The organism is Streptomyces sp. NPDC090499 (genome assembly GCF_044769305.1).
Classification (GTDB): domain Bacteria; phylum Actinomycetota; class Actinomycetes; order Streptomycetales; family Streptomycetaceae; genus Streptomyces.
Genome location: NZ_JBIVXP010000027.1, coordinates 45761 through 71014 on the forward strand (window position 1 = coordinate 45761; position 25254 = coordinate 71014).

Here is a 25254-nt window from a genome sequence, read left to right on the forward strand (position 1 = left end):
GTAAGGGACTGCAGTGACGGGGAAAGGAAACGAAAGGCCGTGGAGTTACGCCAACTGGAGTATTTCGTCGCAGTGGCGGAGGAAGGCAGTTTCACGAAGGCCGCAGCCCGGCTGTACGTGACACAGCCCGGCGTCAGCGCGCAGGTGCGCCGTCTGGAGCAGGAGCTCGGTCAGGAGTTACTCGACCGGACGGGGCGCACGGTGCGGCTGACGGAGGTCGGCGCCGCGGTCTTGGCCCATGCCCGGACCGCGCTCGAGGGAGCACAGGCGGCCCGGCTCGTGGTGGACGAGTTCACCGGGCTGATGCGCGGGCTTGTTTCGGTCGGGGTAGTTCGCTCCTGTCTGTCGGTGGACGTGCCGGGGTTGATGGCCGGCTTCCACGCCCGTCATCAGGAGGTGCGCATCGCGCTGGAGGAGGAGAACGCGGACCGGTTGCTCGAGGGGGTCCAGCATGGGCGGTGGGACGCGATTCTGGTGTCCCTGACCGGGCCGGATCCGGAAGGGCTGCGGTTGCATGTCATCACCGACGAACCGCTGGTGGTGGCCGTTGCTCCGGACGACACGCTGGTCGGCCGGATCCGGATCGGTCTGGAGGAGCTGCGGGATCGTTCCTTTGCGTGTCTGCCGCCCGGTACCAGTGTCCGGACCTGTCTCGACCGGGCCTGCCTGTCGGCGGGGTTCGAGCCTCGGATGGCCTTCGAGGTGAGCGACATCGGAATGCTCGTCCGGCTCGCCTTCTTGGGGCTCGGCCCGGTGGTACTTCCCGCCTCGGTGGCCGCCGCGTATCCGCGCGAGCTGCGCGTCCTCCCGATCCATGCACCTGAGCTGCACGGCCGTATGGCGCTCGCCTGGCGGGCCGACGGACCGACGGGACCGGCGGCCCGCGCCTTCGTCAGCTACGCCTGTGCCAATCTGCCGACACCGGCGGACCAGGAAAGCCCGGAAACCTTCATCAGGCCTGCGGGGCCCAGACGGCAGGCGAGTCAAACGGGACGGCCGACACCCGAATACCCCTTGCCAGCGCGGTGTGGCTCGTCGTCCTCCGCCGACGCCGTACCGGCGCCGGCCTCTCCCCCGGCGCCCCACTGTTCGAGTCGCTCTCTCCTCCCGACGTCCGCCACGGTCCCCGATGGGAAATGACATGTCCTCCGTCACCTGGAAGTCCCTTGCCCCGCCTCCCGGTGTCAAGCCCGACCCCGAGGAGTTCCTTCATGCCGCCCTGGAGTGGCACTTCGGCCCGGAGACTGGTTCGCCATACTGGCTGGAACGGGCCAAGACCCTGGACTTCGACCCCCGTACCGACATCACCTCCTTCGACGATCTGACGCGCTTTCCCGACGTGACAGCTGAGTTACGCACGGTCCCTGTGCAGCGTCTGATTCCCCGCGGCTACGGTGAACGACCTGACGTGGTGGGCGTGTTCGAAAGTGGCGGCACTACTGGTGCGCCCAAGCGCGTCGTGCTCCTCGGCGACTGGCTGCGCTCCCTGCTGGACTGGAGCAACGACCGGCTGGACGCCCACGGTTTCCCGCGCGGCGCCGCCTGGCTGGGGATCGTCCCCAGCGGCCCGCACATCGTGGGCGAGTTCTTCCGCCGCTCGGCCGCGACACACGGCGCGTACGGCTTCTCTGTCGACCTCGACCCTCGCTGGGTCAAGCGGCTCATTGCCGAGGGACGGCAAGCCGAGGCCGACGCGTACGCGGAGCACCTGATCGACCAGGCGGCGCATGTACTGCGGACGCAGGACATCGGTGTGCTGACCATCACCCCGCCCTTGCTTGAGCGGCTGACGCGCCGTGACGACCTGGTGGACCTGGTACGCGAGAAGGTGCGGGCGATCCGCTGGGGCGGCACCCAGCTGGACCACGATGCACGGGACTTCTACCGCACAGAGGTCTTCCCGGAGACGGTGTTCACCGGCAACTACGGCGGCACGATGGTTGTGGGCTTCGCCTCCGAGCGACCGGGCCTTGGCGGGGACGACCCGTGCGTCTTCGACGGGTTGAGCCCGTTCATTACGTTCTCGGTCGTGGATCCGCAGACCCGTCGGCCGGTCGCATACAGCGAACGCGGCCAGGTCCTGGCCCGGCACATCAGCCGGTCGTTCTTCCTACCCAACAACCTGGAACGTGATCTCGCCACCCGTGTCCGGCCTCCCGAGGGCGGAATCGGGGACTCGGTTGCGGACATCGCGCCCGTGGCCCGGTTCGAGGACGAGGACGTGATCGAGGGGGTGTACTGATGGCGGAGGCCGGTGTGCCCCTGGTGGGCGTTCGGCAACTCGACGCGCTCGGCCCCAAAGGGGCTTTCCGGGCCCGAAACCGCCGGGAGGTCACCGACGTGTCGGGCACCGCGGTCGCCGAACTCAGCCTGGTGCCCGCGCCTTTCGTCAACCGCTCGCTGTCAGCTTTGCGCCGGTCACGCCCTGCGCCAGTAGACGAGCGCGTGCGCAGGATTATCGTCGCCGCCGGGCTCTTCGCCACCGCCGAGCTGGACGGACTGACTGCAGATACCTATCGGTACCTGGTCGCCCGGACCGGAGGAGTACCGATCAGTGAGGTCACCGAGGCCGTCGGCCGGGTGGCAGACCGGCTACGTGCCGTGCAGGAAACTCTCGCGCTCGCCCGTCCGGCGGGGGCAGTGTCCGACCTCTGTGATCCGCTGACCCGCACCGGTAGGGCCGCGTGGACGCGCAAAGGGGAGGTGTTCGCTGTCCACTCAGCGGGCAATCATCCCGGAACACACAGTCTGTGGCCCGAGGCGCTGGCCCTCGGCTACCGGGTCGCCGTCCGCCCGTCGCGCCGTGAGCCCTTCACTCCGCACCGCCTTGTCACGGCACTGCGCAGGGCGGGCTTCGGCGATGACGTGGTGTTTCTGCCCACCGACCACGAGCGCGCCAGCGCTCTGGTACGCGGCGCTGATCTCGCCCTGGTGTACGGCGGGGACGATGTGGTGCGCGCCTACGGCAACGATCGTCACGTCCTACTACAGGGGCCCGGCCGCTCCAAAGTGCTGATCACCGCCGACGTCGACTGGCGCGACCACCTCGACACCATCGTCGACTCGGTGGCCGGCCGAGCGGGTGTCGGCTGCGTGAACGCAACGGCTGTGCTGATCGAGGGCGATCCGGCGCCGCTGTGCGAGGCGTTGACCGAGCGGCTCGCCGCGCTGCCGAGCCTGCCACCGGAGCATCCGCGAGCGGTGCTGCCTGTGCAGCCAGTGAGCACCGCACGGGCGATCGCCGATTATCTGCGCGGCCGCGCGGGCGGGGCCCGGCCCTGGCTCGGCGCCGACACGGTGGTGGACGAACTGAGCGACGGCGGTGCGGTGCTGCGCCCCGCGGTGCACCAACTGGACAGCTCGGGGGCACCTGAGCTCGGTGCTGAGCTGCCGTTCCCCTGTGTGTGGGTGGCGCCGTGGCGGGCGGAAGAGGGCGTGGTCCCTCTGCGCGACAGCTTGGTGCTAACTGCCCTCACCCGCCGGGACGATCTGCTCGACCAGCTCCTAGCGGAGCCGACCGTCGCCAACCTGTACACCGGCGATGTGGCGACACACTGGATGCGCCCAGGGCTGCCGCACGACGGTTATCTGGCGGACTTCCTGATGCGGACTAAAGCCGTCGTGCGTGATGGCTGAGCCCCGGCTCACGGCCGGCTAGAGCGCCCGTCCATCCGTTGGGCCACGCTGAGCCAGGCCTCGCCGCATGCACGCGCGACGCTCGCCACCATGCCGACGCAGTGGGCCGGTACGCCTTCGATGAGCTGTTCCCATTCGTCCGGGCCGAGAGTCGCCGCCCCCAACAGCCGCAGCAACAGCCGTCCCTGGTCGGTGAAGCGGATGGAGGGGTCCCGTCTCAGGGCAGGCAGCAAGTCCGCCGCGAAGTTCGCGGGCGTCTGTGCATGCTCTTTGCCCCTGGCGCTGTCTGTGGTCCTGCCCTTGGATTGGTCGGGCTGGCCGACGGCCTTGTCTGTTTCCAGGCCGGGCTGGTCGGGGGCCGCCGTCTCCAACTCCCGACGCGCCGCGCTCTCGGCCATGCGCCTGCGCACATCACGGGCGGTAGCGCGCGAGACTCCTAGTTCTTCGGCTACCCGACTCAGCGCCGCCTGGGGATCAGCCCTCATGAACTCCTCGACGGAGGCTCGCACATGCACAGTGTCAACCGGCCTGACCCGGCCATCGTGCCCGATCCGTACGGACGATTGCGGAAGATGGTCACCGAGTCGGCGCCGAATGGCACCTACCGTCTTTGGCGAAAGGCCTGCGAACGCGGCGATCATGCGGTCTGACCAGTTCGGATGCGATTGGATGATGCGCGTTGCCGCCGAATTGCGCTCGGCTCTGGTGAGTGGCAGCCCGTGCTTGGTGTTCATCTGAACAGCAACGACGAAGACATCGGATGTGCTTCCGTCGAGGAAACGAACGGCGATGTCGTTCTCTCCCCGGAGTGCCGCCGCATGCATTCGATGCATCCCGTCGATAACCCGCATGGTAGAGCGGTGGACGAGGATCGGAGGGAGATCAGCGTCGGACTGTGAGAGTAGCCGCGTGTGCTCGACGCTCTCCCCGAACAGCCTTGGCGAGTCGGCGGGGAGGAGCTTTTCGATTGGTACACGTTCGACGGGTAACGAATCCTGGAGGATCTCCCAGGGTTTTACCTTTCCCGCAGGCCTAGCGCTTTCTCGTATACTGGAGTCCGTCTTCCCGATTGCCGTGTCTTTCATGAAACAAGGTGCCCTTTCAGGGAAAATTTCCACTCTTTCGCATGAAATCACGAACGCAAGATTTATGAATCCAGGGAGGGAAACACAGCGCATTCACAGAAATCGGCCGAGTGCAGCAGAAGCGCAGATCCCGCGGGCGTCAGCCATGCTGCCGGATCAGACTTCACGACCCCTCCGTGCCTTCACCGATTGCTCGACAAACCCATCAGGCCGTCACCTTCGACCTACTGTCGTTGGACGGCCGACCCAACCGAGCACATACCAGTCAAACTTCCGGCCAACGCTAGCCTCCCTTCTTCACTCGGTCAACTAGTGTTGGATCTGACGATCGATCACATAGCACACCGGTGTGACGTAAGGTATGCCTCCAGTAAGGGAGGCCACCCATGACCGACCGCGAGCACGACCCCAGCAACAACCTGGGCCACAAGCTCAATCACCTGTTCGACAAGATGAAGGCGGCCGGCGGCGCCCCCTACAGCGTCGAAGAGGTGGCGCGCGCCATCACGGCTACCGGAGTTCCGATCTCGGGAAGCTACATCTGGCTCCTGCGCAGAGGGCAGCGTGACAATCCGACCCTCCGGCACCTGGAGGGCCTCGCCAAGTTCTTCGGCGTGCCTCCGGCGTACTTCTTCGACGATCAGGTCACCGAGATGGTGAACGCCGAGTTGTCCCTGCTCACCGCCCTGCGCAACGCGCAAGTGCAGCAGATCGCCCTACGCACTGCCGGACTCTCGGCCAAGAGCCTTAAGTCGATCGGTGAAGTCATCGAGCGGGTGCGCGAACTTGAAGGGCTGCCCACGGACCCAACGGACAGCCCCCCCGAGCAAAGGGCTGCATCGCCCAAGGAATCTCGACCGGCATCACCGGAGCCCTGGACAGACGAGGCAGAGGCCAGCGCGCGAAGACCACACCTCACATGACTCATGTGCCGCGCGCCGCCAGGCAGGCGTCCGTGCTACAGGCGTGAACCCGGGACGGGCTCCTTCTGTCTCTCAGACCCCGAAGGCGCACTCTTCGGTCTGGCAGCAGGCGGCACATCGAAGACGCCCGAAGCCACGAGAGTCCGCATGCCGGACAGCCTCAACGCCGATCATGACCTAAACACCCCTGGTCTACTCACGTATCTCATTGTTCGATGTCATAGGCACGCAAGGAGGTGAGCGCGGTGAACGAACGGCAGTTACGCAGATGGTGCAAGCGGGAACTTCGGACTCTCGGGGCTCGCCCCCCTCTGGAGGTAGTGAGTCTTTGCAGGCTCATCGGGGATCACCGCGGCCGCTCTATCCGCTTGTTCGCTCATCGATTCCCCACTCTCGGCCCCTCCGGTTTATGGGTTGCCACCGGCGAGACCGACTACATCTTTTACCAGCAGGAAACCAGCACAACCCACCAGAATCACATAATCGCACATGAGCTGGGACACATCCTTGCAGAACATCACGGCAGCAAGTTGGACGGAGAGCTCTTTGAGGGGATGATGCCTCACCTGTCAGCCGCTGCCGTACGCAATGCGCTCCAGCGAACTGTCTACGAGGAAAGCGAGGAGTGCGAAGCGGAGTTGGTCGCCGCGACCATCATGGAGCTAATCTGGGCCTTTGACGGCCGAAATAGACACCCTGAGGACAGCCCGGCGCATCGCCTGGGAACAGCTCTCGGCGGCCTGCAAGAATGGATTTGAGCGTGCGATAAACCGCCGCCCTGGCCCGATTTTTCCCTACATGCAGAAGATCCGGCAGCCCACACCCTCTCCTTCGGATGGATTTTTTACACTCACCTCTCACTGTACGCACATTCCCCCATCAGCAAGCCCTGTAGGCATCACAGAAAATCCTCCGGCCAACACCTTAGGTGCCTCCTCCAGCATCAATCCAAGAACGCGTCCTTTTCACGACGATAACCACCCCCTTTCTAATCTCATGCGACTCTCATCGCACTTACCTCTACGATTTCCCGAAAGAAAGAAAAACCAATGACGCCAATCACGCAGGCGGCAGAGAGCGGGCCGCGATTACGCCTCCCCAGCACTCGTGAGATCCTAGATCTCGCGCTCGGGCGCTTGATTTGGCATACCCATCGAGGGTGGGTGTGATGTTCCAAGTTCCTCTGATCATCTTGTTGGGCATCGGGGTGCTATGGAAGGGCCTCGACCTGGCACGCACCCCGCACGACCAGGTGTTACGCCTCCTTGTCGCCTGCCTGCTCATGCTGATGGCCGGTGAAATACTCAGCTTCCCCGAAGCGGACAGTGCGATCGATGCGGCCACAGCAGTCGGCCTCGGCAAGGTCGTTTTCAACGGAATCTATATGTCCGGCCTGTTCACACTCATCCTGTTCTTCGCGTCCTGCGCCCGTGGGGAAGATGCCGGATATCGTAGGTATCAGCGCATCAATGCCGGTATCCTCGCCGGCATCCTGGCCGCTCTGACCATCACCATGATCGCTACACCTCCGGCGATGCGCGGCCATTCATTGAGCACCCCAGACATGGCGGAGCCGTCCATCGCCTCCTTCTATCTTGTCGGAAATGCCTATTTCGTCTACGCGTACCCGACTTCCGGACTATGGGCCCTGCGATTCACGCGGAAGGTTTCCAGGCATCTCGGACTCGGCCTGCAGGCTATGGCTCTGGGACTTCTCGGACTGACAGTCACTTCTGTGAACAGAATAATCCTGGTAGTTCTACGTATCCGCGAACCCGGGTCCCATGAAACGTTCAACACGGTGAACTGGTCGATCTCCGACTGGGCTATGGGTATCGTTCTCTTCGGACTGTGCTACTCGGCTGGCGTCCATCTGATCACCCGCATGCGCTCCGCCGTGCGCCACCGCCGCATGTATCACGAGCTCACCCCCTTGTGGACAGCCCTGGTAACCGCCTACCCGGAGATCGTCCTGGTCCGGTCACCCGCCGGTTCCAAATGCCATCGACTCCGAGTACGCCGTAGCTACGAGCAGCAGTTCTATCGTCGGCTCATCGAGTGCCGGGACGGGCTGATGAGGCTGAGTCCCTATCTGATACGTGTCGCACCCGATGCTGACCTCGCCCGTGGCCCGGCAGAACGACTCGCAGGGCACATCGCCAAGGCACTACAGCTGAACGCAGGGCCGCTTTCCCCCGACACTGATCGTCCCCCCGCTCGCATCGCGTCGCCCACCAGTAACAGTCTCGACGCCGACGCTCGTGAGCTCATCGCTGTATCCCATGCCCTACGCGAGAGGAAATCGTGAACAAGGTACTGATCACCGCGGACCGTATCATCGTCGGACCCGCAGATCAGGTGATCGCTGACGGAGCCGTGCTCATCGATTCCGGCACTGTCGCCGCAGTGGGTGCCGCTGCCGAGTTGGACGCATCGGTCGACGCAGAGGTGCCACGGCTCCGATGCCCCGGGACTACAGCCATGCCCGGAATGATCGACTGCCATGTCCACCTCGCCTTCGACGCAGGTCCGGACCCGGTCGGCGCAGTAACCACGGCCAAACAGGACGAGTTGGCTACCGCTATGGCCGAGCACGCCGCACAGTTACTGACCGCCGGCGTGACGACCGTACGAGACCTCGGCGACCGTGACGCACTGACCGTGGCGTTGCGCGCATCCATCGAATCCGGTGCGGTGATCGGGCCGCGTATTGTTGCCGCGACTGCACCGCTGACCTCACACGGCGGTCATTGCGGCTTTCTCGGCGGTGAAGTCACGTCGGATGACGATATCCGGACACAGGTAGCCCGCAACGCCGCGGCCGGAGCCGACCTGATCAAGGTGATGGCCTCAGGCGGCGCGCTCACCCCGAGCGGACCCCGCATGTGGGAGGCGCAGTTCACCCCCGACCAACTGCACCTGATCGTCGAGGAGGCCGAACGCCATGGGCTCGGGGTGGCCGCACACGCGCATGGAACCGAGACCATTGCACATTGCGTGGCCGCCGGCGTCCGAACCCTCGAACACTGCTCCTGGCGTACTCCGGAGGGCATCGTCTACGACCCCGAGATCAGCCGTCGCATCGTCGAAAGCGACATAGCTGTCTGCCGCTGTGTCTCCGGGGACTGGCAGTTGTTCCTCGATCAAATGGGGCCTGAACGTGCAAAGGCAATGGTTGAAGTCATCCAAGAAATGCGGAAGGCAGGTGTTCGCTTCATCGCCGGCACCGACGCGGGCGTACCGGGAGCGCAGTTCGGCGACTACGTCGGCATGCTCGAATTCTTCTCCTCGCTTGGTTTCGACCACACCGAGATCCTCGACATGGCCACCGTCAATCCCGCCCATGCCCTAGACCTGACCGACACGGGTGTCCTCGCCAAGGGCATGCGCGCCGACGTCATCGTCGTCGACGGCAACCCCTTGACCGAGTTGGACGCCCTCCGGCGGATCAAGCACGTGTTCGCGGCGGGCCGCCCTGTCAAGAATTGAAGGGCGGCGGTTGACCATGCGACGGGCCCCGTGCCCAGCACAAGGTGGCGTCGTGTTGTGACACCCTCCGTCGCCTCATCGTGGAACCTGCGGCGCTAACCAGCAAGGTTCAGGGCTTATTCCGGGGTCCGGTTCAGGATGGGGCGGTTAGTCTCACTCCTTGTTGTGTGCCCATGCCAGTCCGCCAATGTCGAGGCGTCGGCGGGTGCGGGTGACGGCTACGTAGGCGAGGCGGGCCTCGCTGTCGCTGATTGGCTGGAGTGTAGGTGCCGACGCAGTCTCTGGCTGGTCGTTGTGGCTGGGTGGGGTGAAGTCGTCGGCGATTTTCACGCGGGGCCATTCACGTCCTTTGGCTTTGTGGGCGGTGGAGACGGTGGTCTGGGCGTGCTGTTCGTCGACGAGTTGGGCGACGGCGGCCAGGATGGCGTCAGTGCCGTGGGTGTCGACGAGGCCGACGAGAGGCTGCAGGTCGCGTCCGGCCGGGTCGTGGGCGGCATAGTCCTGCAATTCGCCCCAGGAGGGGAACAGGATCAGTTCGGGGTGGTGGGTGCGGCGTCCTTCTTTGAGGTCGCGGGCGGCGTGAGCGAGGGCGCTCAGGCTGTCGCCTCCTCCGACGAGGGCGACGCGGTGTCCAGCTGTCATCAGTTCCATGACTTGGGCCATGGCGCCGACGTTGGTGCGGCAGAGCACGGCGTCGGGTTGGGTGAGGTGACCGAGTTCGGTGTGGAGGGTGTCGGTGCCGCGCAGGCGCAGGGGTGCGTCGGCAAGGGTGAGCCAGTGGTTGGCTTCTTCGGCGAGGTGGGGTCCGAAGCGGAAAGACTGGGAGAGGGTGAGGCGGGTGCCGTCGAAGCCGGTCATGACGTCTTTGGCGCCGCGCCAGTGGTAGATGGCCTGGGCGGAGTCGCCGACCATGACGAGTTGGGCGTGGCTGCGTTGGTTGAGGAAGATCTGTTCGACGACGGGGTTGGTGTCCTGGGCTTCGTCCAGGAGCAGGAAGTCGGCGGGCAGGACCGGCCGGGTGAGGGCCCACATTTTCAGGTAGTGGTCGTGGTCGAAGCGGACGCAGCCGTCGTCGCGGTGTTGCAGGTCGTCCCAGGCTTTGCGGGCGAAAGGCACGATGTGGGTGGCGAGTTCGCGGTGCAGGTCGGTGTCGTCGAGGCCGCGTAGTTTCGGGACGTGGTGGTGGGTGATCTTCTCGTCGGCGGTGTGGCAGAAGCGGGTGACGGTGCGCAGGACGGTGTTGGACAGGGCGCGTTGGGAGATGTCGCGTTCGTCGATGCGGACGGATTTGGTGATGCCGAGGGCTTGTCCGGTCTGCCAGGCGGGGCGGCGGGGTGCGTTGAGGCGGCTGCGGTAGCGGTGGCCGAGGGCTGCGTAGGCGAGGGCGTGGGTGGTCTTGCACTGGACGTTGCCGGGGAAGCGGGCGATGGCGTCGCGGGCGATGGCCCTGTTGTAGGCGAAGTAGCGGCCGCGGCGTGTGGTGGTGCGGGCGAGGAGGGTGAGGGTGGTGGTCTTGCCGGTGCCGGCGCCGGCCTGCAGCGCCAAGTGGTTGCCGGCGTGGAAGGCGTCGGCGGCTGCGGTCTGTTCGTCGGTGGGGTTCATGGGGTGGGTCCAATTTCGGGGCGGGTGAGGGCGTGCCCGACGGCGGACAGCAGGTGCGCGGGGGTGGTATTGGCGAGGAGTTGGCGTACGGCGTGGTCGAGTCGGTCGGCTTCCCGGTCGGCGTGCTCGGCCAGGGCGCGGTGGAGGGCCTCTCGTACGAAGCGTTCAGGGGTCAGGCCTGCGTGACGGGCGGTCTGTTGCAGGGTGGTATGGGCGTCGGGCGGGAAGTCAACGTTGAGCAGGACGCGGCCGTGGGCGTCCGGGTAGTGGCTGGTGATCACGTCGATGGGCAGCCGGCCGGTGAGTCGCTGGCGTAGGCGGTGGGCGGCCCGTTCGGGGGTTTTGCCGCCTGCCACGGCCATGAGGCGGCGGGTGTCGTGGTTGGCTGCGAGCGGCCAGTTGTGGGCGGCGCGGCGCAGCTCGGCCGCCGTCAGGGGTCGTGTCAGCACGATTTCCAGGGCGTGGTGGATCATCACCGTTCTCTCCGGAGGTCTGCCGGGGTGTGCGGCAGGCGGGCGTGGATGTGTGCCGCGTGCAGGAGGGGATCGAAGACCTGCCAGTCAGCGAGGGTGAGATCGGGGGCGGTTCCGGTGGCGTGGGTGGGGCAGTGCTGGGCGCGCCAGCGCAGTTGGTGGGTGTAGGGCAGGTGGGTGAGGTCGTAGACGGCCATCGTGGTGTCGGGGAGGGTGAGCTGGCCGTGGTGGGGGCCTGCGGGTAGGAGTCTCCAGCGGCCTGCCGGGTGGCCGGGGGCGAGGACGGGGTGGGTGCAGCGACGTCGTTGGCGGGTCTGGGCGACGCAGCGGATGTCTTCCAGGGGGCTGTGGCCGAGGTAGGGGACGAGGAGGATCCGGACGACGGGACGGATGGGCTGTCCGGCCTCGCCGGTTGGCACAACTGCAGGGGCCTGGGGGCAGGGCTGGGGTGTGAAGGCGCCGGTGTCGATGAGGCGGCGGGAGTGCACGGCGAGCTCGCGGCGCAGCCCGGTGAGCCGGGTATGGCCGGGGTGGGAACGCAAAGGCTGCTGGGGGCAGAGGACGGCGTGGGGGATGCGGCACCAGGCGCTGCCGTCGTCGTGGGGGTGGGCGATGCCGCCGCCGATGTGCCAGCGGCAGGACGCCGGGGTGCCGACGACCGCGACGTCCGTAGGGTGCAGGGCGATGGGGCGGTCGTCGTGGCGGGGGTACCAGTCGATGCGGTTGCCGCAGTGACGGCAGCGGCCGGTCTGCGGGGCGCGCAGGAGGCGGCTGGGGCTGGTCGGGGCAATCTGCAGACCGCGGCGGCGGGCAACGTGGCGGGGGCTGCCGTCCCAGTGGCGGTCCGTGGGCAGGGGGTGGGGGCGCATGGCGGTGACCGTGCCAGGTGACGCGCCGAGCGCCGGTTGCGGCTTTCGGTGATGTCACACGATCAGCCCCACCCATGGGAACGCCCGCCCGAAGCATGGATCAGTCGTTCGATGCCGTCCCGCCCGGGCGGGTGATTCTTTCCGCGTCCGGTGAGTGGGGTGGCGGTGCGGCCGGGTCAGGGCTGAGGCGTGCCCGGGACGGGATGTCCCTCGCACAGGGCGGTGAGGAAGCGTTCGATGGGGACGTCGAAGGCGTGGGCCAGCGCGTGCCAAGTGGTGATGTTCCCGGTGCTGCGGCCGTGTTCGAGGTCGATGAGAGTGCGCCGGGCGAGGTTGCTGCGTTCGGCGAGTTCGTCGTAGGTCCATCCGCGCTCGCCCCGCAGCCGCACAAGCTCGACGCGCAGCGCATTCAGGTTGGGATCGGGCGGGATGATCGTCACCCCACCATCCGACGGTGCAGACCTCTGCCCCGTCAGTGCGGGTTTCTGCACTTTCTTCCCGGGGGAGGATCGCGCGACCCTGGTGCAGGGATCTGCACTACCGTGCGTCCGTCCGGAACGCCTGACCGCAGGCGTTCCGCCCCTATGGCACGGACAGACAGGAGGACGGTCGGCCGATGAGGCTCGGCGGTGCCGCGGTGCGGCGCATCTGGACGGTGGAACTGCATCCGCGGGCAGGCGGGCCCAACTTGGTCTGCGCCCAGTGCACCGCCCGCACGCCCGCATGCGAGGCCGCCTCCGCGCGGTCCGCCGCCCTGGCCCATCTGGCCTGCCACGCACGCGCCGACGCGCTGCCCGGGCACCTGCGCACCTGCCAGTGCCGGGCCCAGGGCTGCCGCTGGCATCCGCGCCACCGCGGCTGCGCCGGCCCGGTCCTGCTCGCCCTCACCCAGGGCCGCGGCGGCCGCGCCTGGCGGCTGGCCGACGCCTGCGCGGCCTGCGCGGCTGCGACCAGCCACACCGCCGTCGTCCCCGACACGCAGCTCGGCAGCCCCCACTCCCCCGCCCCGTCGGTACCCGCACGTGGCCCACACCGGCTCGGAGCCGAGGAACACCTGCGAGCGCGGGAGACGCTCACCTACCTCGCCGCCGCACTGCCCCAGTTCACCTCCCCCGCGGCCCGCCTCCTCGCCGTCCAGTGCACGCTGCGCGCCGATGCCCGCGGTCACACCCGCCTGCCTGCGGGCCTGCTGCGCGGCATGCGCCTGCGCGGACGCAGGGAAGTCTGGGAGGAACTCGCCCACGGAGCCTGGCTGCGATGCCCCGACCTCAGGTCCACACAGGTGGAGGTAGAACTGCTCGACGCCACCGTCCTGGACCAAGTGCCCGGCAGACGTGCGCGCTGCCGCGCCGCCCAGTGGGCGCTTCGGCCTACGCCGTTACACCTGCCCACGGCCTCACCGCCTGCGCTGCGGTTGATCGCTCTGATCCTCGCCACGCACATCACCGGCCCTGCCCCGCACACCGTCGACATGGAGGTGCTCTCCCGTCTCAGCGGCCACTCTCGGCAGCAGATCGCCGAGCTGCTCGACCGGCTAGTCGCTCTACGGGTGTTGACGGCATGGCGTCAACACCGGGACACCGAGGATGTCCTCTGGGAACTCATCACGTCCCAGACGACGGTCGGAGCCGCGCCGCGGCACACATGACCAGCCATTTGTTAGCAGCACTCTCTGCCGCCCGATGCTCACACCAGAGCAGAAGGTGTCGCCCACACAGGAAAACCAGGGTTTCCCACCCGTAACATCGCTACACCGGGGCACACAGCGGACGATGTTCCATCCCCAGCCTGCCGCAGTGTGTCCGCAGGCTTCGATCCGGCCACACTCCTGAGGAGACGGACATGCCCGAAAGCACGGCTCACACCACCGAGTTGACGTCGCAGTACATCAGCCAAGTGGCCAACGACCTCGACCGCAACGTCAAGGAGCAGGAACGCGTCACTGAGGAACTCGCCGTACTGCAAGAGCAGTCGGCCGCTCTGCAGCGAGACCACGCTGTGCTGGTCAACATGCAGCAGGCACTCGGCGCCCCGACCACAGCTCCCGAGTTGGCCCGCACCGACAGCGCCGTAGTGCCCTCCCCCAGGAAGAAACCCGCCCCCGCATCCGGCGCCCGCCGGCCGGCGAAGAAGGCACCGGCACAAGAACCCCAGGGCAAGAAGACGGCCGAGACAACAGCTCAGCCCAAGTTGGTGGATCTCATCCACCAACATGTGGTCAAACAGAGTGAGCCGCGCTCCGCCGTAGAGATCGCGGAGGCACTCCGGCAAGCGCACACCGGGCGCGCCATCGACACGAAGGTGGTGCGCACTACACTCGAAAACCTGGTGGCCAAGAGCCGCGTTCACCGCACCAAGCAGGGCTCCTCGGTGTTCTACACGGCCGCCGACGCACCAGGGCAAGAGGCAGCCTCTGCCTGCGAGGCCCAGCCCGAAACTGCCACGGCATAGGGCATCGCCTGTTCCACCACCACGGCACCGCCGCAGGTCCGGTCCACGATCGGCACCTGCACCAAGCCAGCAGGCGAGATCCTCGACTCCCTCGCCGACTACCCCACCAAGATCGGAACCACCACCCAGAAAACAGAGCAGAACTATTTTCCAGAGATTTCTGGCGCATCACACTGGCGAGTCCCCGCCCCGCCGCCCAACACATGCCGTACCAGCTCCCCGTCCTTCCTAGGCACCGCCAGGTCATACGTCCCCGCGCCCGTGACGAGTTCGTATCGCTCGAACTTCCGGGCCAGGCGTACCTTCCCGGCCGCCGGCTTCAGCCGGAACGGCGCCTGGAGGGTCGCGCTCCGGCCTCCTCGCGCGTCGTTCCAGACCGGCGCCTCACCAACGGCGAGCCGAAGGTAGCCCTGCCTCAGCCTCGCGATCTGCTTGCCCCTGCCGACCGAGACCTTGACCGGCCCACCGATGCTCTGCGTGAACCCGACGACCCGCAGCGGCTGCCCACCGTCGAAGTCCGCGATGTCCCTCGCGGGCGTGCGGCGCCGGATCCATGCCCAGCGCAGCAGCACGTCCACCATGGTCTCGGTACCCGCGGAACGCCGTTCCGCGCGTGAGCCTGTCACTTTCCCTCCCGCGTCGCCAGGACCGCGTCGACGAATTCCATCGGCGGCTGGTACCCGTGGTCCGCCACGTAATGTACGACCAGCGCCGGGGCGGCGTAGACACGGCCTTCGCCGCCCCGCACATGGATCTCTCCGCTGCCAATGAACACGTCACGGAACCTGACGTTCTTCCGCGCTTCCTGGAACGTCACGCAGAAGTCGCAGAAGTGCATGCCCCGGTAGACGTTCACCGTGTCCTTGGCCAGCTCCAGGAGCGCTTCCACGAGTCCGTCGGGAACCTCACCCTGCGGGATCTCGTGCCCCTCGGCGAGCCACCCCACGTTCAGCAGGGACTCCCCGGAGCCCATCCGCTCGCCGGAGTCATCCGGGTCGTCCGAGTACTCGTACGGGCTGAGGTCCTGGTAGTACGCCATCGCTCACCTTCTGGGGCTCGTGTGCTCGCGGCAGATGACGACGTGGCACGCGCCCATGTTCGGTTCCAGGATGTCACTCAGTTTGGTGGGTTCCGACACACTGATCGACCTGCCGCTGATATTCAGGTTGTCGGGGGTGTCGACGGTGTAGTCGGGAATGCTCCGGCCCGGCCCGAACGTCTCGGTGGGCGGGAGGTTCGCACCGGTTTCCACGGCGAGACCGATGGAGTCCTTGAGCTTCTTCCCGTCCTCGACGTAGAACTTCACCCACGTCCCGGTCGGCACCGTGGCGTCGCCGCTGCCGCGCACATAGTATCCGTGGCCCGTGATGACGGTGGAGTTGTCGGAGCGCCCCTTCTGCGTGACGCTCCTCGCGTGCGGTGCACCGACCCCCTTGCCCACCCGCGGGCTAGCGCCACGGGCGCTGTCCTCCGCCGCCGAACCACTGGCCTTGGCACCCCCGGCCGCCGCGGATTCCTCCGCCTCGCCCGTCTTCGTGCCCTCGGCGACGGCCGCGACCCCGGTTCCCGCGATCCCCGCCGCCCCGGCGACCACGGCCCCGCCTTCTCCGATCACCCCTGCCGCCGCGCCCGTCACCGCGGCTCCCAAGCCGCCGATCTCGGCTCCGGCGGTGAAGCCCTCGGCGCCCGCCACCAGGACGGCGCCGCACGCGCCGGCCGTCGCCACCACGCAGGCGACCGCGCCCACCACTACCGCGGTGGCGACCACAGCGGCGATCACCGGGTGCCGCTGGACGACGTGGTAGGCCTTCTTGGCGTAGCAGGAGAAGGACCAGCCGCAGCTGTGGTGCGAGCTGCTACCGCTGCTGTTGCCACTGTTGTGGTGGGTTCCGCCTCCGTCGCCGTCACTCGTGGTGGAGGGGGCTGTGCATCCGGTGGAGGGGCAGCCGCCGTCGCCACCGGGGTCCATCACGTTCATGAGGCCCGTCGGGTCGCTGCCCGTGATCGGGTTGTCTGCCGCGTACGTGTATCCGTCGATCTGCTGGGCGTCGGTCAGTTCGAGGACGGGGTCGTCCGAGACGAAGCGGCCGATGGTCGGGTCGTAGTCCCTCGCTCCGAGGTGTGTCAGCCCCGTCGTGGCGTCGACGACACCGCTGACGAATCCCTTGTCGCCCAGCCAGGAACCCGAGCTCGGCTGGGTGCCGCGGGCGTTGCCGAACGGGTCGAGTCGCCGCCGGGTCAGCGACTGTGTCGTCGCGTCGACCGCGGTCTCGGCGGTGTCGTGGGCGTCGGTGACCTGCCACTGCAGTCCGCCCGTGCTGGTGCGCACGGCGATGGTCTGGCCGGCCCAGGTGTAGTACCGCGTGCCCGTGGCCGTCGTCGCGCCCTTGGCGAGGTGCAGTTCGGTGTCGCCGAGGTAGAGGGTGGTGCCGGAGTCGTCGCGGGAGAGGAGCCGGTTGCCGTCTGCGTCGTAGAGATAGGAGGCCGACGTCCCGTCGGCGTTGGTCACCTTGGTGAGGTGGCCCTCGCTGTCCCAGTCCAGCGTCTGGGTCTTGCCGTCCAGCGTACGGGTGTGGGTATTGCCCGCGCCGTCGTAGCTGTAGCTGTTCGTGGTCGTGGTCGAGCCCTTGGTCGTCGTCGACGACGACAGGGTGTGCGGCTGGGTGCCGCCCGCCGGCGGGTACTTGTACGAGGTCGACGTGTCGGAGCCGCCGGCCGTGGTCGCGTGGTCGACGTCGGTCTTGCGGTTGCCGAGGTCGTCGTAGGCGTAGCTGCGCCAGTACGGTGCCGGGCCGCCGAGGACCGCGGTGGACGCGGCGGCGACGCAGCCGTCGGTGGCCGTCCAGGCATCGGTGAGCCGGTCGTGGCCGTCGTAGCGGTAGCACTGAACGTCGTCGGTGCCGTCGGCGTGCGTGGCGACCTTCGTGGGGTTGCCCGCGTCGTCGTAGGTGTACGTCGTGTCCTGGACGGGTGCGCTCTGCGCGTCGTCGGTGACCAGTTCCCGCTGAAGGCGGCGGGTGCCGTCCTCGTACGTGTTGGTGATCTGCAGCCACTTGGCGGTGTCCGAGGAGGAAACCCCCAGCGTGAGCTGGCTGATGTCGCTCAGCTTGGTGTAGCTGGTGTTCTGGACGTAACCGGTGGCGCCGTTGAGCGTCGTCGGCATGCTCAGGTCGTTGTACCCGTACTCCAGGGACTCGGCGGGAAGTCCGCCGGCCGCCGGGTCGGAGGTGACCTGGATGGTGCCGTCGATGTTGTAGCCGGTCGTCGACGTGTACGTGCCGGCCAGCGCCTCTTCGCCCGTGACCGAGGGGATGGTGACCCGGGTCAGGGTTGGCCGGTACAGGGAGTCGTAGGCGCCGATCTGGCTGATGTACGCCTGGCCGGAGGAGCCGCCGACGTACCGGATCGCCGACGTCGGTTGGCCCTTGGCCACCGAGTCGTAGGTCCACTTGGCCAGTTCGTGCGCCGCGTCCTTCGTCTTGCCGTCGTACATGTCGGTCTTGCGGCCGAGGATGTCGTAGCTGTAGCTGAGCGTCTTCTCGTCGGCCGTGCCGAGCGCCGTGGTGGTCGTGGCGACCTGGTCGAGGTCGTCGTACGTCGTCTGCGTCGTGCCCGTGTCGGGGTCCGTCGACGTCGTCTTGCGGCCCATCAGGTCGTAGCCGTACGACCAGGTGTTGCCGTCGTCGTCGACGACCTCCTTCAGCCGGCTCTTCGCGTCGTAGTGGTACTTGATCGACGTGTAGGTGCCGGTCGGGGTGCCGTTGTCGTACTGCCGGGTCTCGGTGGTGCGCCCGAGAGTGTCCGTGAGGGTCGTCGTCGCGATGCCGCCCTGGGGCGGGGTGACCGTGACGCGGTCGCCGCCGTACGCGGTGGACGTCGTCCAGCGCTTGGTGCCGAGCGCGTAGAAGTCCTCGGCCGTGGCACGGCCCGCGCCGTCGTAGGTGGTCAGGGTCTGGGACGGGACCGCGGAGGTGATGTTCGCCAGGGTTCCGGACGGGGAGGTGTTGTCGGTGTAGTCGGCGTCGGACTCGACGGCCAGGCCGCGGCTGTCGTACTTGGTCTCGGCGATGACCCGGCCGCCGCCCGGTGCCGGGGTCTGGGTCTGGCGCGGGCGCAGCAGCGCGTCGTACAGGGCGTACGTCGTGTCGTACGTCGTGCCGTCGTTGTTGAGCTTGCCCGTGGAGACCACGGAGGCCGCGGTGTTGGAGATCGCGTAGGTGTAGACGAGGCTCGCGGACTGGCTTGAGGACTTGGAGCGGTTGGCGAGCCACAGGCCGGTCAGCCGGCCGAGGCCGTCGTAGGCGTAGTCCGTGCGCTTGCTGTTGGGGTCGACGACCGAGGTGGCCAGACCACGCGCCGGGTCGAAGGTGGTGGTCGTCGCGTAGGACTTGGCGTCCGTGGTGATCGTGCTGGTCAGCGGGCCGCCGGTGGTGGGCGTGTACTTGGTGGTGCTGACGGTGTTCTGGTCCGCGTCCTTGACCGAGTCGACCCGGCCCTGCGCGTCGTAGTGGGAGGTGGACACCGTCTGGTAGACGGGGCTGCCGTTGCTGTACGAGGACAGGCGCTGCGTCGACGTCTCGTCGCCGAGGGTGGGGGCGGTGCCGTAGGACTGGCTGTCGTAGAGAGTGCGGACATCGGAGACCACGTCGTCGGGGCGGGTGGTGGCGGCATCGCATGCCACGTCGACCGTCTCGACCCGCGTGGGGAAGGCCATCAGCCAGTCGGTGGTGTTGTTGGCGATCGTCGTGCGGGTGCACTGCTCGTCGCCCTTGACGGCCGTGTCACCCGCGTCGTCGACGGTCAGTGCCGCACCGGTCGTCGGGTCGTACGTCGTGGACACCGACGTGTCACGGGTGCCGCCGGAGGACAGGTCCGTACGGGTGCGGACCGCGGCCGGGCGGGTGAAGTACGCGCTGCGCGTACCGTCCGTGGCCGTCTGGTGGATCCACTGGTCGGTGATCGTGCCGGACACCTCGGCGGAGCCGTTGTAGGTGATCGACTCGCGGGTCTGGCCCGCCAGTGGTTCGGCGTCCGTGACCGAAGCCTTGGTGGAGTCGGTGACCTGGACGCTTCGTGTGGTTCCGTCGGACTGCTTGTCGCCGTCCATGCCGCGGAAGTAGGTGGCTACGGTCTTGGTACGGCTGGACTGCGCGTCGCCCGTGGTCGTGGTCACGCTGCCGTAGCCGCGCCACTGCGACCAGGTCTTGCGCTTGGCCGGGGCGGTGACGTTGTCGGTGTCGTAGTGCCAGGCCGCCGGGCCGTTGTAGGTGTAGTCGGTCTCCTTCAGCGGGGATCCGCCGGTCGGGTCCGACTCGGTGACCTGGGTGACGACATACTTGTGGAACCAGTCCAGTTGCGGGTCGGACGTGTACGGCGGCTGCCAGTACGTCGGGAAACAGCGCAGGGTGTCGGAGTCGGGCGCGCTCGGCATGGTCGTCCCCGCCACGCACTGCGGGTCGGAGTAGTTGACGGTCAGGACCGAGCCGGTCTCCGAAGTAATCGTTCGGACGCGCCACTTGATCAGTGCGGCGATGTCGTCGTGGGTGGTGTCGACCCGGTTGGACAACTGGACGCCGGCGAAGGTGACCGGCGGCATCGCCTTGGTGGAGCCGTCCTTGCCGGTGCGGGTGATGGACTTGAGCCACAGGCCGGCCGAGGTGCCGTCACCGGGGTCGGGGAAGGAGTGGTCAAGAGCCCAGGTGTCGACGTCCCGGTAGGCCGGGGTGGACAGGCTCGCGTCCCAGACGCTGGTGGTCACACCCGTGAGCCGCTTGCGGGAGAAGAACGTCGGCCCGGTCGCGGTGCACACCTTGCCAGAGGCGCAGATCTGGTCGAACGGCACGTCCGGCCAGTGCGAGGCGGTGCTGGAGGCGAGCGAGGAGCAGTCCTCGCTGCCGGTCACCAGGCAGCGCTCGGCGGTGGTGAAGGAGACCTTCTCCGGCGCGGTGCCGAAGACGGTGGAGGAGGTGATGCCGTAGTCGATCCGGCTCAGGTAGCCGCCGCGGTCGTACACCGTTCCGTTGTCGGTCGTGGTGCCGTTCTTGGCGTAGTAGTTGGTCTCCTTGGTGTACCAGTACGACATCGCATTGCCGTGCGGGTCCACGACGTAGTCCAGGCTCCAGCGCCAGGCCTGGGTGAGCGAACGACCGGAGAACGACGTCCCCTGGTCATAGCCCGGCTCGCCCGAGTCGTCGCCGAACACCGGTGCGGTCCAGGTGGAGTTGGTGACCGCGTTCCCCGTGGCCCACCCGGGCAGGCGGTTCTTGCCGAAGACGTACTGGGTGCCGTCCGCGGTGGTGACGGTCCAGTACTCGCCGTCGTTGTCGCCGTTCGTGGCGCCCGTGGAGTGGGTGATGCGCTCGCCGTCATCGGCCTTGGCGTGCCACTCGCCGGACGTCGAGTCCTTGATCAGCGGGCTGGACTTGCCGCCGAGGACGAGGGTGGCGTTGTCGTTGGCCCAGCACTCGTCGTTCTTGCCCGACTGGCCGTCGTCGTCGCAGGAGTCGTAGGACCGCTCGATGTATCCGGTCGTCAGATCGAAACCCTCACCGATCCAGGAGGGTTGGTTGTTGGTCGACGGCAGCCGTCCGTCCACACTCTGCGCGTCGTAGGTGATCGCCAGGTTGGGGGACGGACCTCCATTGGACGGCGGCACCGACAGCGGGTACGACCAGGTGAAGTCACCGCTGGAGCCGCCCGCACTCCACGACGCGGACGGGTTCAGGGACGTCGCCTGGTAGGAACCAGCGCCCGACTTCGCCGCGGCGGTCGCGGCGACCGTCATGGTGGAGAGGGTGAGGGGCGCCGTGGCGGTGAGGGTGTGGGCCGCCGTGTCGTTCTTCGTGGGCAGTGGCGTCGCCGTACGGCACTTCTTCAGGGCCGGGGTGGTCAGCGCGCACGCGGGCAGACGGACCAGCGAGAGCCGGGACGCATAGTCGCCGCCGTAGGCGTTCGCGAAGCCCGAATAGTCCAGGGTGAAGCGGGTCTTGGAAGCGGCATTCGGCCCGTCCGCGCGGGTGAGGGAGAGGACGGCGCCGTGGATGCCGAGGGCGGTGGCCGTGCTGTGCGGGGCCGTACGGATGGTGACCTTCGCGGGCGCAGCGCCCTCGGCGGGGCCTGTCAGCCGCACGGGAAGGCTCCCGACGGTGGCTGCCGCAGCCGAGCTCCCGCCCACCTTCACGGCCTTGGCGGCAGCGGTGGGCCAGGTCACCGGCCTGGCGACGGCCCCGGCGGTACGGGCTGCCGCCGCCTTCGCCGGATCCTTGCGCGCGGCAGTCTTCGCCTTGAAGGCAACGGCCGTACCGGTCGCCACCGCTGGCGCGTCCACCGTGTGGTGGCCGTGCCGTTCGCTCGCCCACACCGCGGGGGCGGTGCCGAGGCCGGTGGCCACCACCGCGCTCGCCGTGACGCCGACCACCCACAGCCGTGCCCGCCGCAGCGGCCTGTGCCGTAGCCCACCCATGACTGAACTCCCCCTGCTTCGAAGGTCGTCGGATCGCATGCCGGTACGTGTCGTCGCGGCCCGCGCCGCGACAGGTGCCGCCGTTACAGCGGGATGGGCACTTCGTTGGCGTACATCTGGTTGATGTCGGTGTCGGACATGACCCCGGTCCACACCCGCACGTCGTCCACGAGAGCGTGGGCGAAGTCGCTGTACGCGCCGGTGCTGATCCGTCCGCGCCCGATGTTGAAGGTGCCGGTGGCCTGCCAGGGCGAGGTGAACACGACACCGTCGCCGGTGTCGTCATCGGTGTCCGTGTCGCCCTGCGCGCCTTGGCGGACTCCGTTGACGTAGAGGAAGAGCTGGTGGTGGGCGCCGTCGTACACACCGGTCAGCAGGGTCCACTGGCCTGGATCGACCAGTTGTGCCGAGGCGGTGGTGGCGGGCACCTTCACCACCGTGGCGGCGGTGCCGAGGGCGTCTGCGGTGGTGCGGCCGAACACCCAGTTGCCCTGCTTGGAGCCCGCCGCCTGGTCGTACCACAGACCCCACGAGTCACGGACACCGCCGGACTGGGTGGCGATCCGCATGTGGTGGGCCACCGTGGTGTCGGACAGCGCGTCCACGTCGAGCTTGGCCCAGGCCGCCACGGTGAAGTCGCCCTGGGAGTCGACGATCGGGCCGTTCGCCGTGGCGTTGGCCGTCGACGTGCCGTCCAGGGAGAGGACGTTGCCCTTGCCGCCGTCGGTGTCGGTACTCCAGGTGCCGCCGCCCGCGACGGTCGCGGTGTGCCCGTATCCGGAGGAGTCGGCGGCGCTGGTACCCGTGGTCTCCTCCAGCTTCCAGTCGGCGGCGAGCGCCGGCTGAGCGTGGCCGGTGTTCGGGTCGGTCATCGCCTGGAGATCGGCGATCTCCTCCTCGGACAGGATCCGGTTCCAGGCGGTCACCTCGTCGACCTGGCCCGGGAAGTAGTCGGTGAACGCACTGCCGTACTGGCCGCGGCCGAACTGCAGGCCTCCGGTGCCCTGCCAGGGCGTAGTGAAGGCGACCGGGTCACCCTGCGGCACGCCGTTGACGAACAGCTGGATGGTCTGCTCCTGCGCGTCGTACACACCCATCACATGCGTCCAGACGCCCGCTTCGGGCGTGGTGGTACCGATCGAGCGGACGATCGTCGGCGCTGCCACGTCCGTGGTGTACCGGTTGAAGACCCACGCGTTGTAAGAGGTCGAGTAGTAGATCGCGAACGCCGAACCGTTGACGCCCGCCTGCGCGACCGCGACCGCGTTGTGGGAGGTACCGGTCAGCCGGGCCCACGCCGAGATCGTGAAGCTCTTAGTGGTGTCCAGAACCGACGAGCCGGTCGCCGCGTACGAGGACGTCCCGTTGGTCTGCAAAGAGTTGCCGAGCCGGGCGAGGGAGGACCAACCGGCCGAGCCGGCCAGGGTCGCCGTCCTGCCACCGATGTCGTCGGTGGCCGTACTTCCGGTGCCCTCGTCGAGGGACCAGTGGGCGACAGGGCCCGCGCCCGGCGCGACCTTGAAGGTGTACGTGTAGCTGGCCGAGGCGTTGCCCGCCGCGTCCCAGGTCTGCACGGTCAGGGTGTTGACGCCGCGCACGTCGGGCGCCAGGGACACCGCATAGTTGGTGGTCGCGGTGGTGAAGGTCTTGGTCCGCACCGGGTTGTCGTTGAGCTGGTAGGTGTACTTGACCACGTCCGAGGCCCCGTTGGCCTTGAGCGTGAACGTTGCGGGCGCGCCCACACCGCCGTAGGCCGTGCAGTCGTCCGGACTGTCAGGGCTCGCGCACTCCTGGTACGTCGTCGAGTCGACGTCCGGCTGCACCGGCGCCAAGGAGTCGATCCGGAACCAGCATCCACTACTGGTCCAGGAGGAGTACATGTAGCCGGTCTTGCCGTTGAAGGAGTACTTGTACTCACTGCGGGCGCGGAACCAGTACGTCTGCCCGTTCGTCAGTGCCGGAGACGTCCACGTACCCGTGGTACCAGAAGTCGTGTACGCCGACGGACTGCCCGAACCGGCCAGCGGATCGGTGGCATCGGCGTCGTACTTGTACACCTGGAAGTCGGGCCGCAGCGTCGACTGCGAGCCGTCCGCCGACTTCGGCGCGGCACCCAGCGTGGGCGTCGTGTCCCGGATCACAGCCGCCGTGGCACGGGTCGTCGCACACGCCAGGTTCGGGTTCGACAGCTTCACATCCGTCGGCACGGACGGCTTGGATACGAAGGTCACCGACAGGCTGGGCTTGTGGTCGGAGGGCGAGGCGAACTGCTTCCAGGCAATGTCGTCCCCCTCGTCGGCGGCCTGCAGCCCGAGTGTGGTGGTCGAAGACGACTGCCCCGCGGTGTAGTTCACCGCATTTGTGGCGTCGAATTCGACGTTCCCACCGGGGCAGGAGGACGAGTAGCCCTTGGCCGTGCTGACCGAGTCCACTTGGGCGGACCAGGCCGGCTGCTTCGACCAGGTCGTAGACGACGAGATCGTTCCGGTGCGCCACAACTGCACCGTCTTGTCCGTGCAGTTGGCCGACCACACCTCCAGCGCCGTGAAGGTCGCCGACAGGATCTTCTTGCCGCCCAGCGTGTGCGTGTCGAACTGGTAGAACGACCGCGCCTTCTTGTTGTCCACCCACGCGTCGTAGCCGACACCCAGCGCATGCGAGGTTTTCCAGAACGACGTCGAGGACGAACTCGTCCACACCGTCGTCCAGCCCGAGAGGGAGGCGCTGGTTGTCTGGGGGTCCAGCACCACGGGGTAGGTGGTGCCAGGGTCGTCGAGGAAGGACTGCGCGGGCTTCAGGGTCAGCGCGTCGTCCGAGACCGTCACGTCCATGACGGTCGACCGGGCGCCGGGAGCCGGCCCGTTCAGTGCGCTTTCGTCCGCGGCAGCAGTCATGCGCGCAGGACTGGTCACGGCGTACGACGCCGGCGAGGCAGTGCCGTGCGAAGCCGCCGACGCAGTCGTCGAGTTGGTAACCGATGCGGGGGCCGGGGCGGCCGAGGAGTCGTACATCAGCGCCGTACCCGTAGTGAAGACCGGCCGCCCCTGGCCGTCGACGAAGGCGGCACCGCCGGAGTGCGTGTCGTGCGCGGACACACCGTCGACCGAGACGGGGAACCGAATGCTCGACAGATCCGTGTTCTGCGCGGCGTCTCGCGACTTGATCACCAGGTTTTCACTGAAGCCGTCCGGTGTGGCCTGTACGACCAGATCTGTCCCGGGCATGACATTCTGATAGGTCGCCGTAGCACCCGCCAGCGTCGGC

18 protein-coding genes are annotated in these 25254 nt (G+C 67.6%); 9 read left to right on the forward strand and 9 right to left on the reverse strand.

Annotated elements, in window-relative coordinates; genetic code table 11:
- Positions 1–39: 39 nt before the first annotated feature.
- The 3 genes from ACIQVL_RS47205 to ACIQVL_RS47215 are packed head-to-tail and all read left to right on the forward strand — an operon-like array spanning position 40 to position 3636.
- Positions 40–1140, forward strand: coding sequence for a LysR family transcriptional regulator (locus tag ACIQVL_RS47205; RefSeq protein WP_403478674.1), 1101 nt, complete (start codon positions 40–42; stop codon positions 1138–1140).
- 1 nt (position 1141) lies between these two features.
- Entirely contained in the window at positions 1142–2242 is a 1101-nt protein-coding gene (locus tag ACIQVL_RS47210) for a phenazine antibiotic biosynthesis protein (protein ID WP_403478675.1), read from the forward strand.
- A complete protein-coding gene (locus ACIQVL_RS47215; protein WP_403478676.1) occupies positions 2242–3636 on the forward strand; it encodes an aldehyde dehydrogenase family protein in 1395 nt (464 codons plus the stop codon). Before ACIQVL_RS47210 ends, ACIQVL_RS47215 begins: the two co-directional genes overlap by 1 nt.
- An 8-nt stretch (positions 3637–3644) precedes the next feature.
- Here the strand turns inward: ACIQVL_RS47215 and ACIQVL_RS47220 are convergent, their stop codons facing one another.
- Positions 3645–4487, reverse strand: coding sequence for a hypothetical protein (locus ACIQVL_RS47220; protein ID WP_403478677.1), 843 nt, complete (start codon positions 4485–4487; stop codon positions 3645–3647).
- A gap of 620 nt (positions 4488–5107) precedes the next feature.
- Between ACIQVL_RS47220 and ACIQVL_RS47225 the strand changes: the two genes are divergently transcribed.
- The 4 genes from ACIQVL_RS47225 to ACIQVL_RS47240 all read left to right on the forward strand — a co-directional run bounded on the left by ACIQVL_RS47225 (position 5108) and on the right by ACIQVL_RS47240 (position 9133).
- Positions 5108–5644, forward strand: a complete 537-nt coding sequence (locus ACIQVL_RS47225; RefSeq protein ID WP_403478678.1) for a helix-turn-helix domain-containing protein — start codon at positions 5108–5110, stop codon at positions 5642–5644.
- Positions 5645–5889: 245 nt separating this feature from the next.
- The gene (locus tag ACIQVL_RS47230; protein ID WP_403478679.1) at positions 5890–6402 is read left to right on the forward strand and encodes an ImmA/IrrE family metallo-endopeptidase; all 513 of its coding nucleotides are present in this window, start codon (positions 5890–5892) and stop codon (positions 6400–6402) included.
- Between the two features lie 410 nt (positions 6403–6812).
- Complete coding sequence (locus ACIQVL_RS47235) at positions 6813–7952, forward strand: MAB_1171c family putative transporter (protein ID WP_403478712.1); 1140 nt, start codon at positions 6813–6815, stop codon at positions 7950–7952.
- Positions 7949–9133 carry an amidohydrolase family protein gene (locus ACIQVL_RS47240; protein ID WP_403478680.1) on the forward strand — a complete coding sequence of 395 codons (1185 nt, stop codon included), beginning with the start codon at positions 7949–7951 and terminating at the stop codon, positions 9131–9133. Before ACIQVL_RS47235 ends, ACIQVL_RS47240 begins: the two co-directional genes overlap by 4 nt.
- A gap of 153 nt (positions 9134–9286) precedes the next feature.
- On the opposite strand, the gene ACIQVL_RS47245 is transcribed toward ACIQVL_RS47240, so the two are convergent.
- From ACIQVL_RS47245 to ACIQVL_RS47260, 4 genes are all read right to left on the reverse strand, one after another.
- Positions 9287–10735: a UvrD-helicase domain-containing protein gene (locus ACIQVL_RS47245; RefSeq protein ID WP_403478681.1), complete on the reverse strand. Its 1449-nt coding sequence runs from the start codon at positions 10733–10735 to the stop codon at positions 9287–9289.
- Positions 10732–11208 (reverse strand): hypothetical protein, encoded by a 477-nt coding sequence (locus ACIQVL_RS47250; protein ID WP_403478682.1) that lies wholly within the window; start codon positions 11206–11208, stop codon positions 10732–10734. Before ACIQVL_RS47250 ends, ACIQVL_RS47245 begins: the two co-directional genes overlap by 4 nt.
- A complete protein-coding gene (locus ACIQVL_RS47255; protein ID WP_403478683.1) occupies positions 11208–12077 on the reverse strand; it encodes a DUF6083 domain-containing protein in 870 nt (289 codons plus the stop codon). The genes ACIQVL_RS47250 and ACIQVL_RS47255 overlap by 1 nt, the downstream gene beginning before the upstream one ends.
- A 176-nt stretch (positions 12078–12253) precedes the next feature.
- Positions 12254–12517, reverse strand: a complete 264-nt coding sequence (locus ACIQVL_RS47260) for a helix-turn-helix transcriptional regulator (protein ID WP_360511445.1) — start codon at positions 12515–12517, stop codon at positions 12254–12256.
- 176 nt (positions 12518–12693) lie between these two features.
- Here ACIQVL_RS47260 and ACIQVL_RS47265 point away from each other — a divergent pair, with 176 nt between their 5' ends.
- Together ACIQVL_RS47265 and ACIQVL_RS47270 are read left to right on the forward strand one after the other, a co-directional pair.
- Complete coding sequence (locus tag ACIQVL_RS47265; protein ID WP_403478684.1) at positions 12694–13725, forward strand: hypothetical protein; 1032 nt, start codon at positions 12694–12696, stop codon at positions 13723–13725.
- A gap of 194 nt (positions 13726–13919) precedes the next feature.
- Positions 13920–14528 (forward strand): hypothetical protein, encoded by a 609-nt coding sequence (locus tag ACIQVL_RS47270; RefSeq protein WP_403478685.1) that lies wholly within the window; start codon positions 13920–13922, stop codon positions 14526–14528.
- A 143-nt stretch (positions 14529–14671) separates the two neighbouring features.
- Here ACIQVL_RS47270 and ACIQVL_RS47275 read toward each other — a convergent pair whose 3' ends face one another.
- The 4 genes from ACIQVL_RS47275 to ACIQVL_RS47290 form a co-directional block, all read right to left on the reverse strand.
- Positions 14672–15109, reverse strand: coding sequence for a hypothetical protein (locus ACIQVL_RS47275; RefSeq protein WP_403478686.1), 438 nt, complete (start codon positions 15107–15109; stop codon positions 14672–14674).
- A gap of 41 nt (positions 15110–15150) precedes the next feature.
- Positions 15151–15567 carry a hypothetical protein gene (locus ACIQVL_RS47280; protein WP_403478687.1) on the reverse strand — a complete coding sequence of 139 codons (417 nt, stop codon included), beginning with the start codon at positions 15565–15567 and terminating at the stop codon, positions 15151–15153.
- 3 nt (positions 15568–15570) lie between these two features.
- Positions 15571–21990 carry a putative adhesin gene (locus tag ACIQVL_RS47285; protein ID WP_403478688.1) on the reverse strand — a complete coding sequence of 2140 codons (6420 nt, stop codon included), beginning with the start codon at positions 21988–21990 and terminating at the stop codon, positions 15571–15573.
- Positions 21991–22073: 83 nt separating this feature from the next.
- Positions 22074–25214, reverse strand: a complete 3141-nt coding sequence (locus ACIQVL_RS47290) for a LamG-like jellyroll fold domain-containing protein (protein WP_403478689.1) — start codon at positions 25212–25214, stop codon at positions 22074–22076.
- Positions 25215–25254 lie beyond the last annotated feature (40 nt).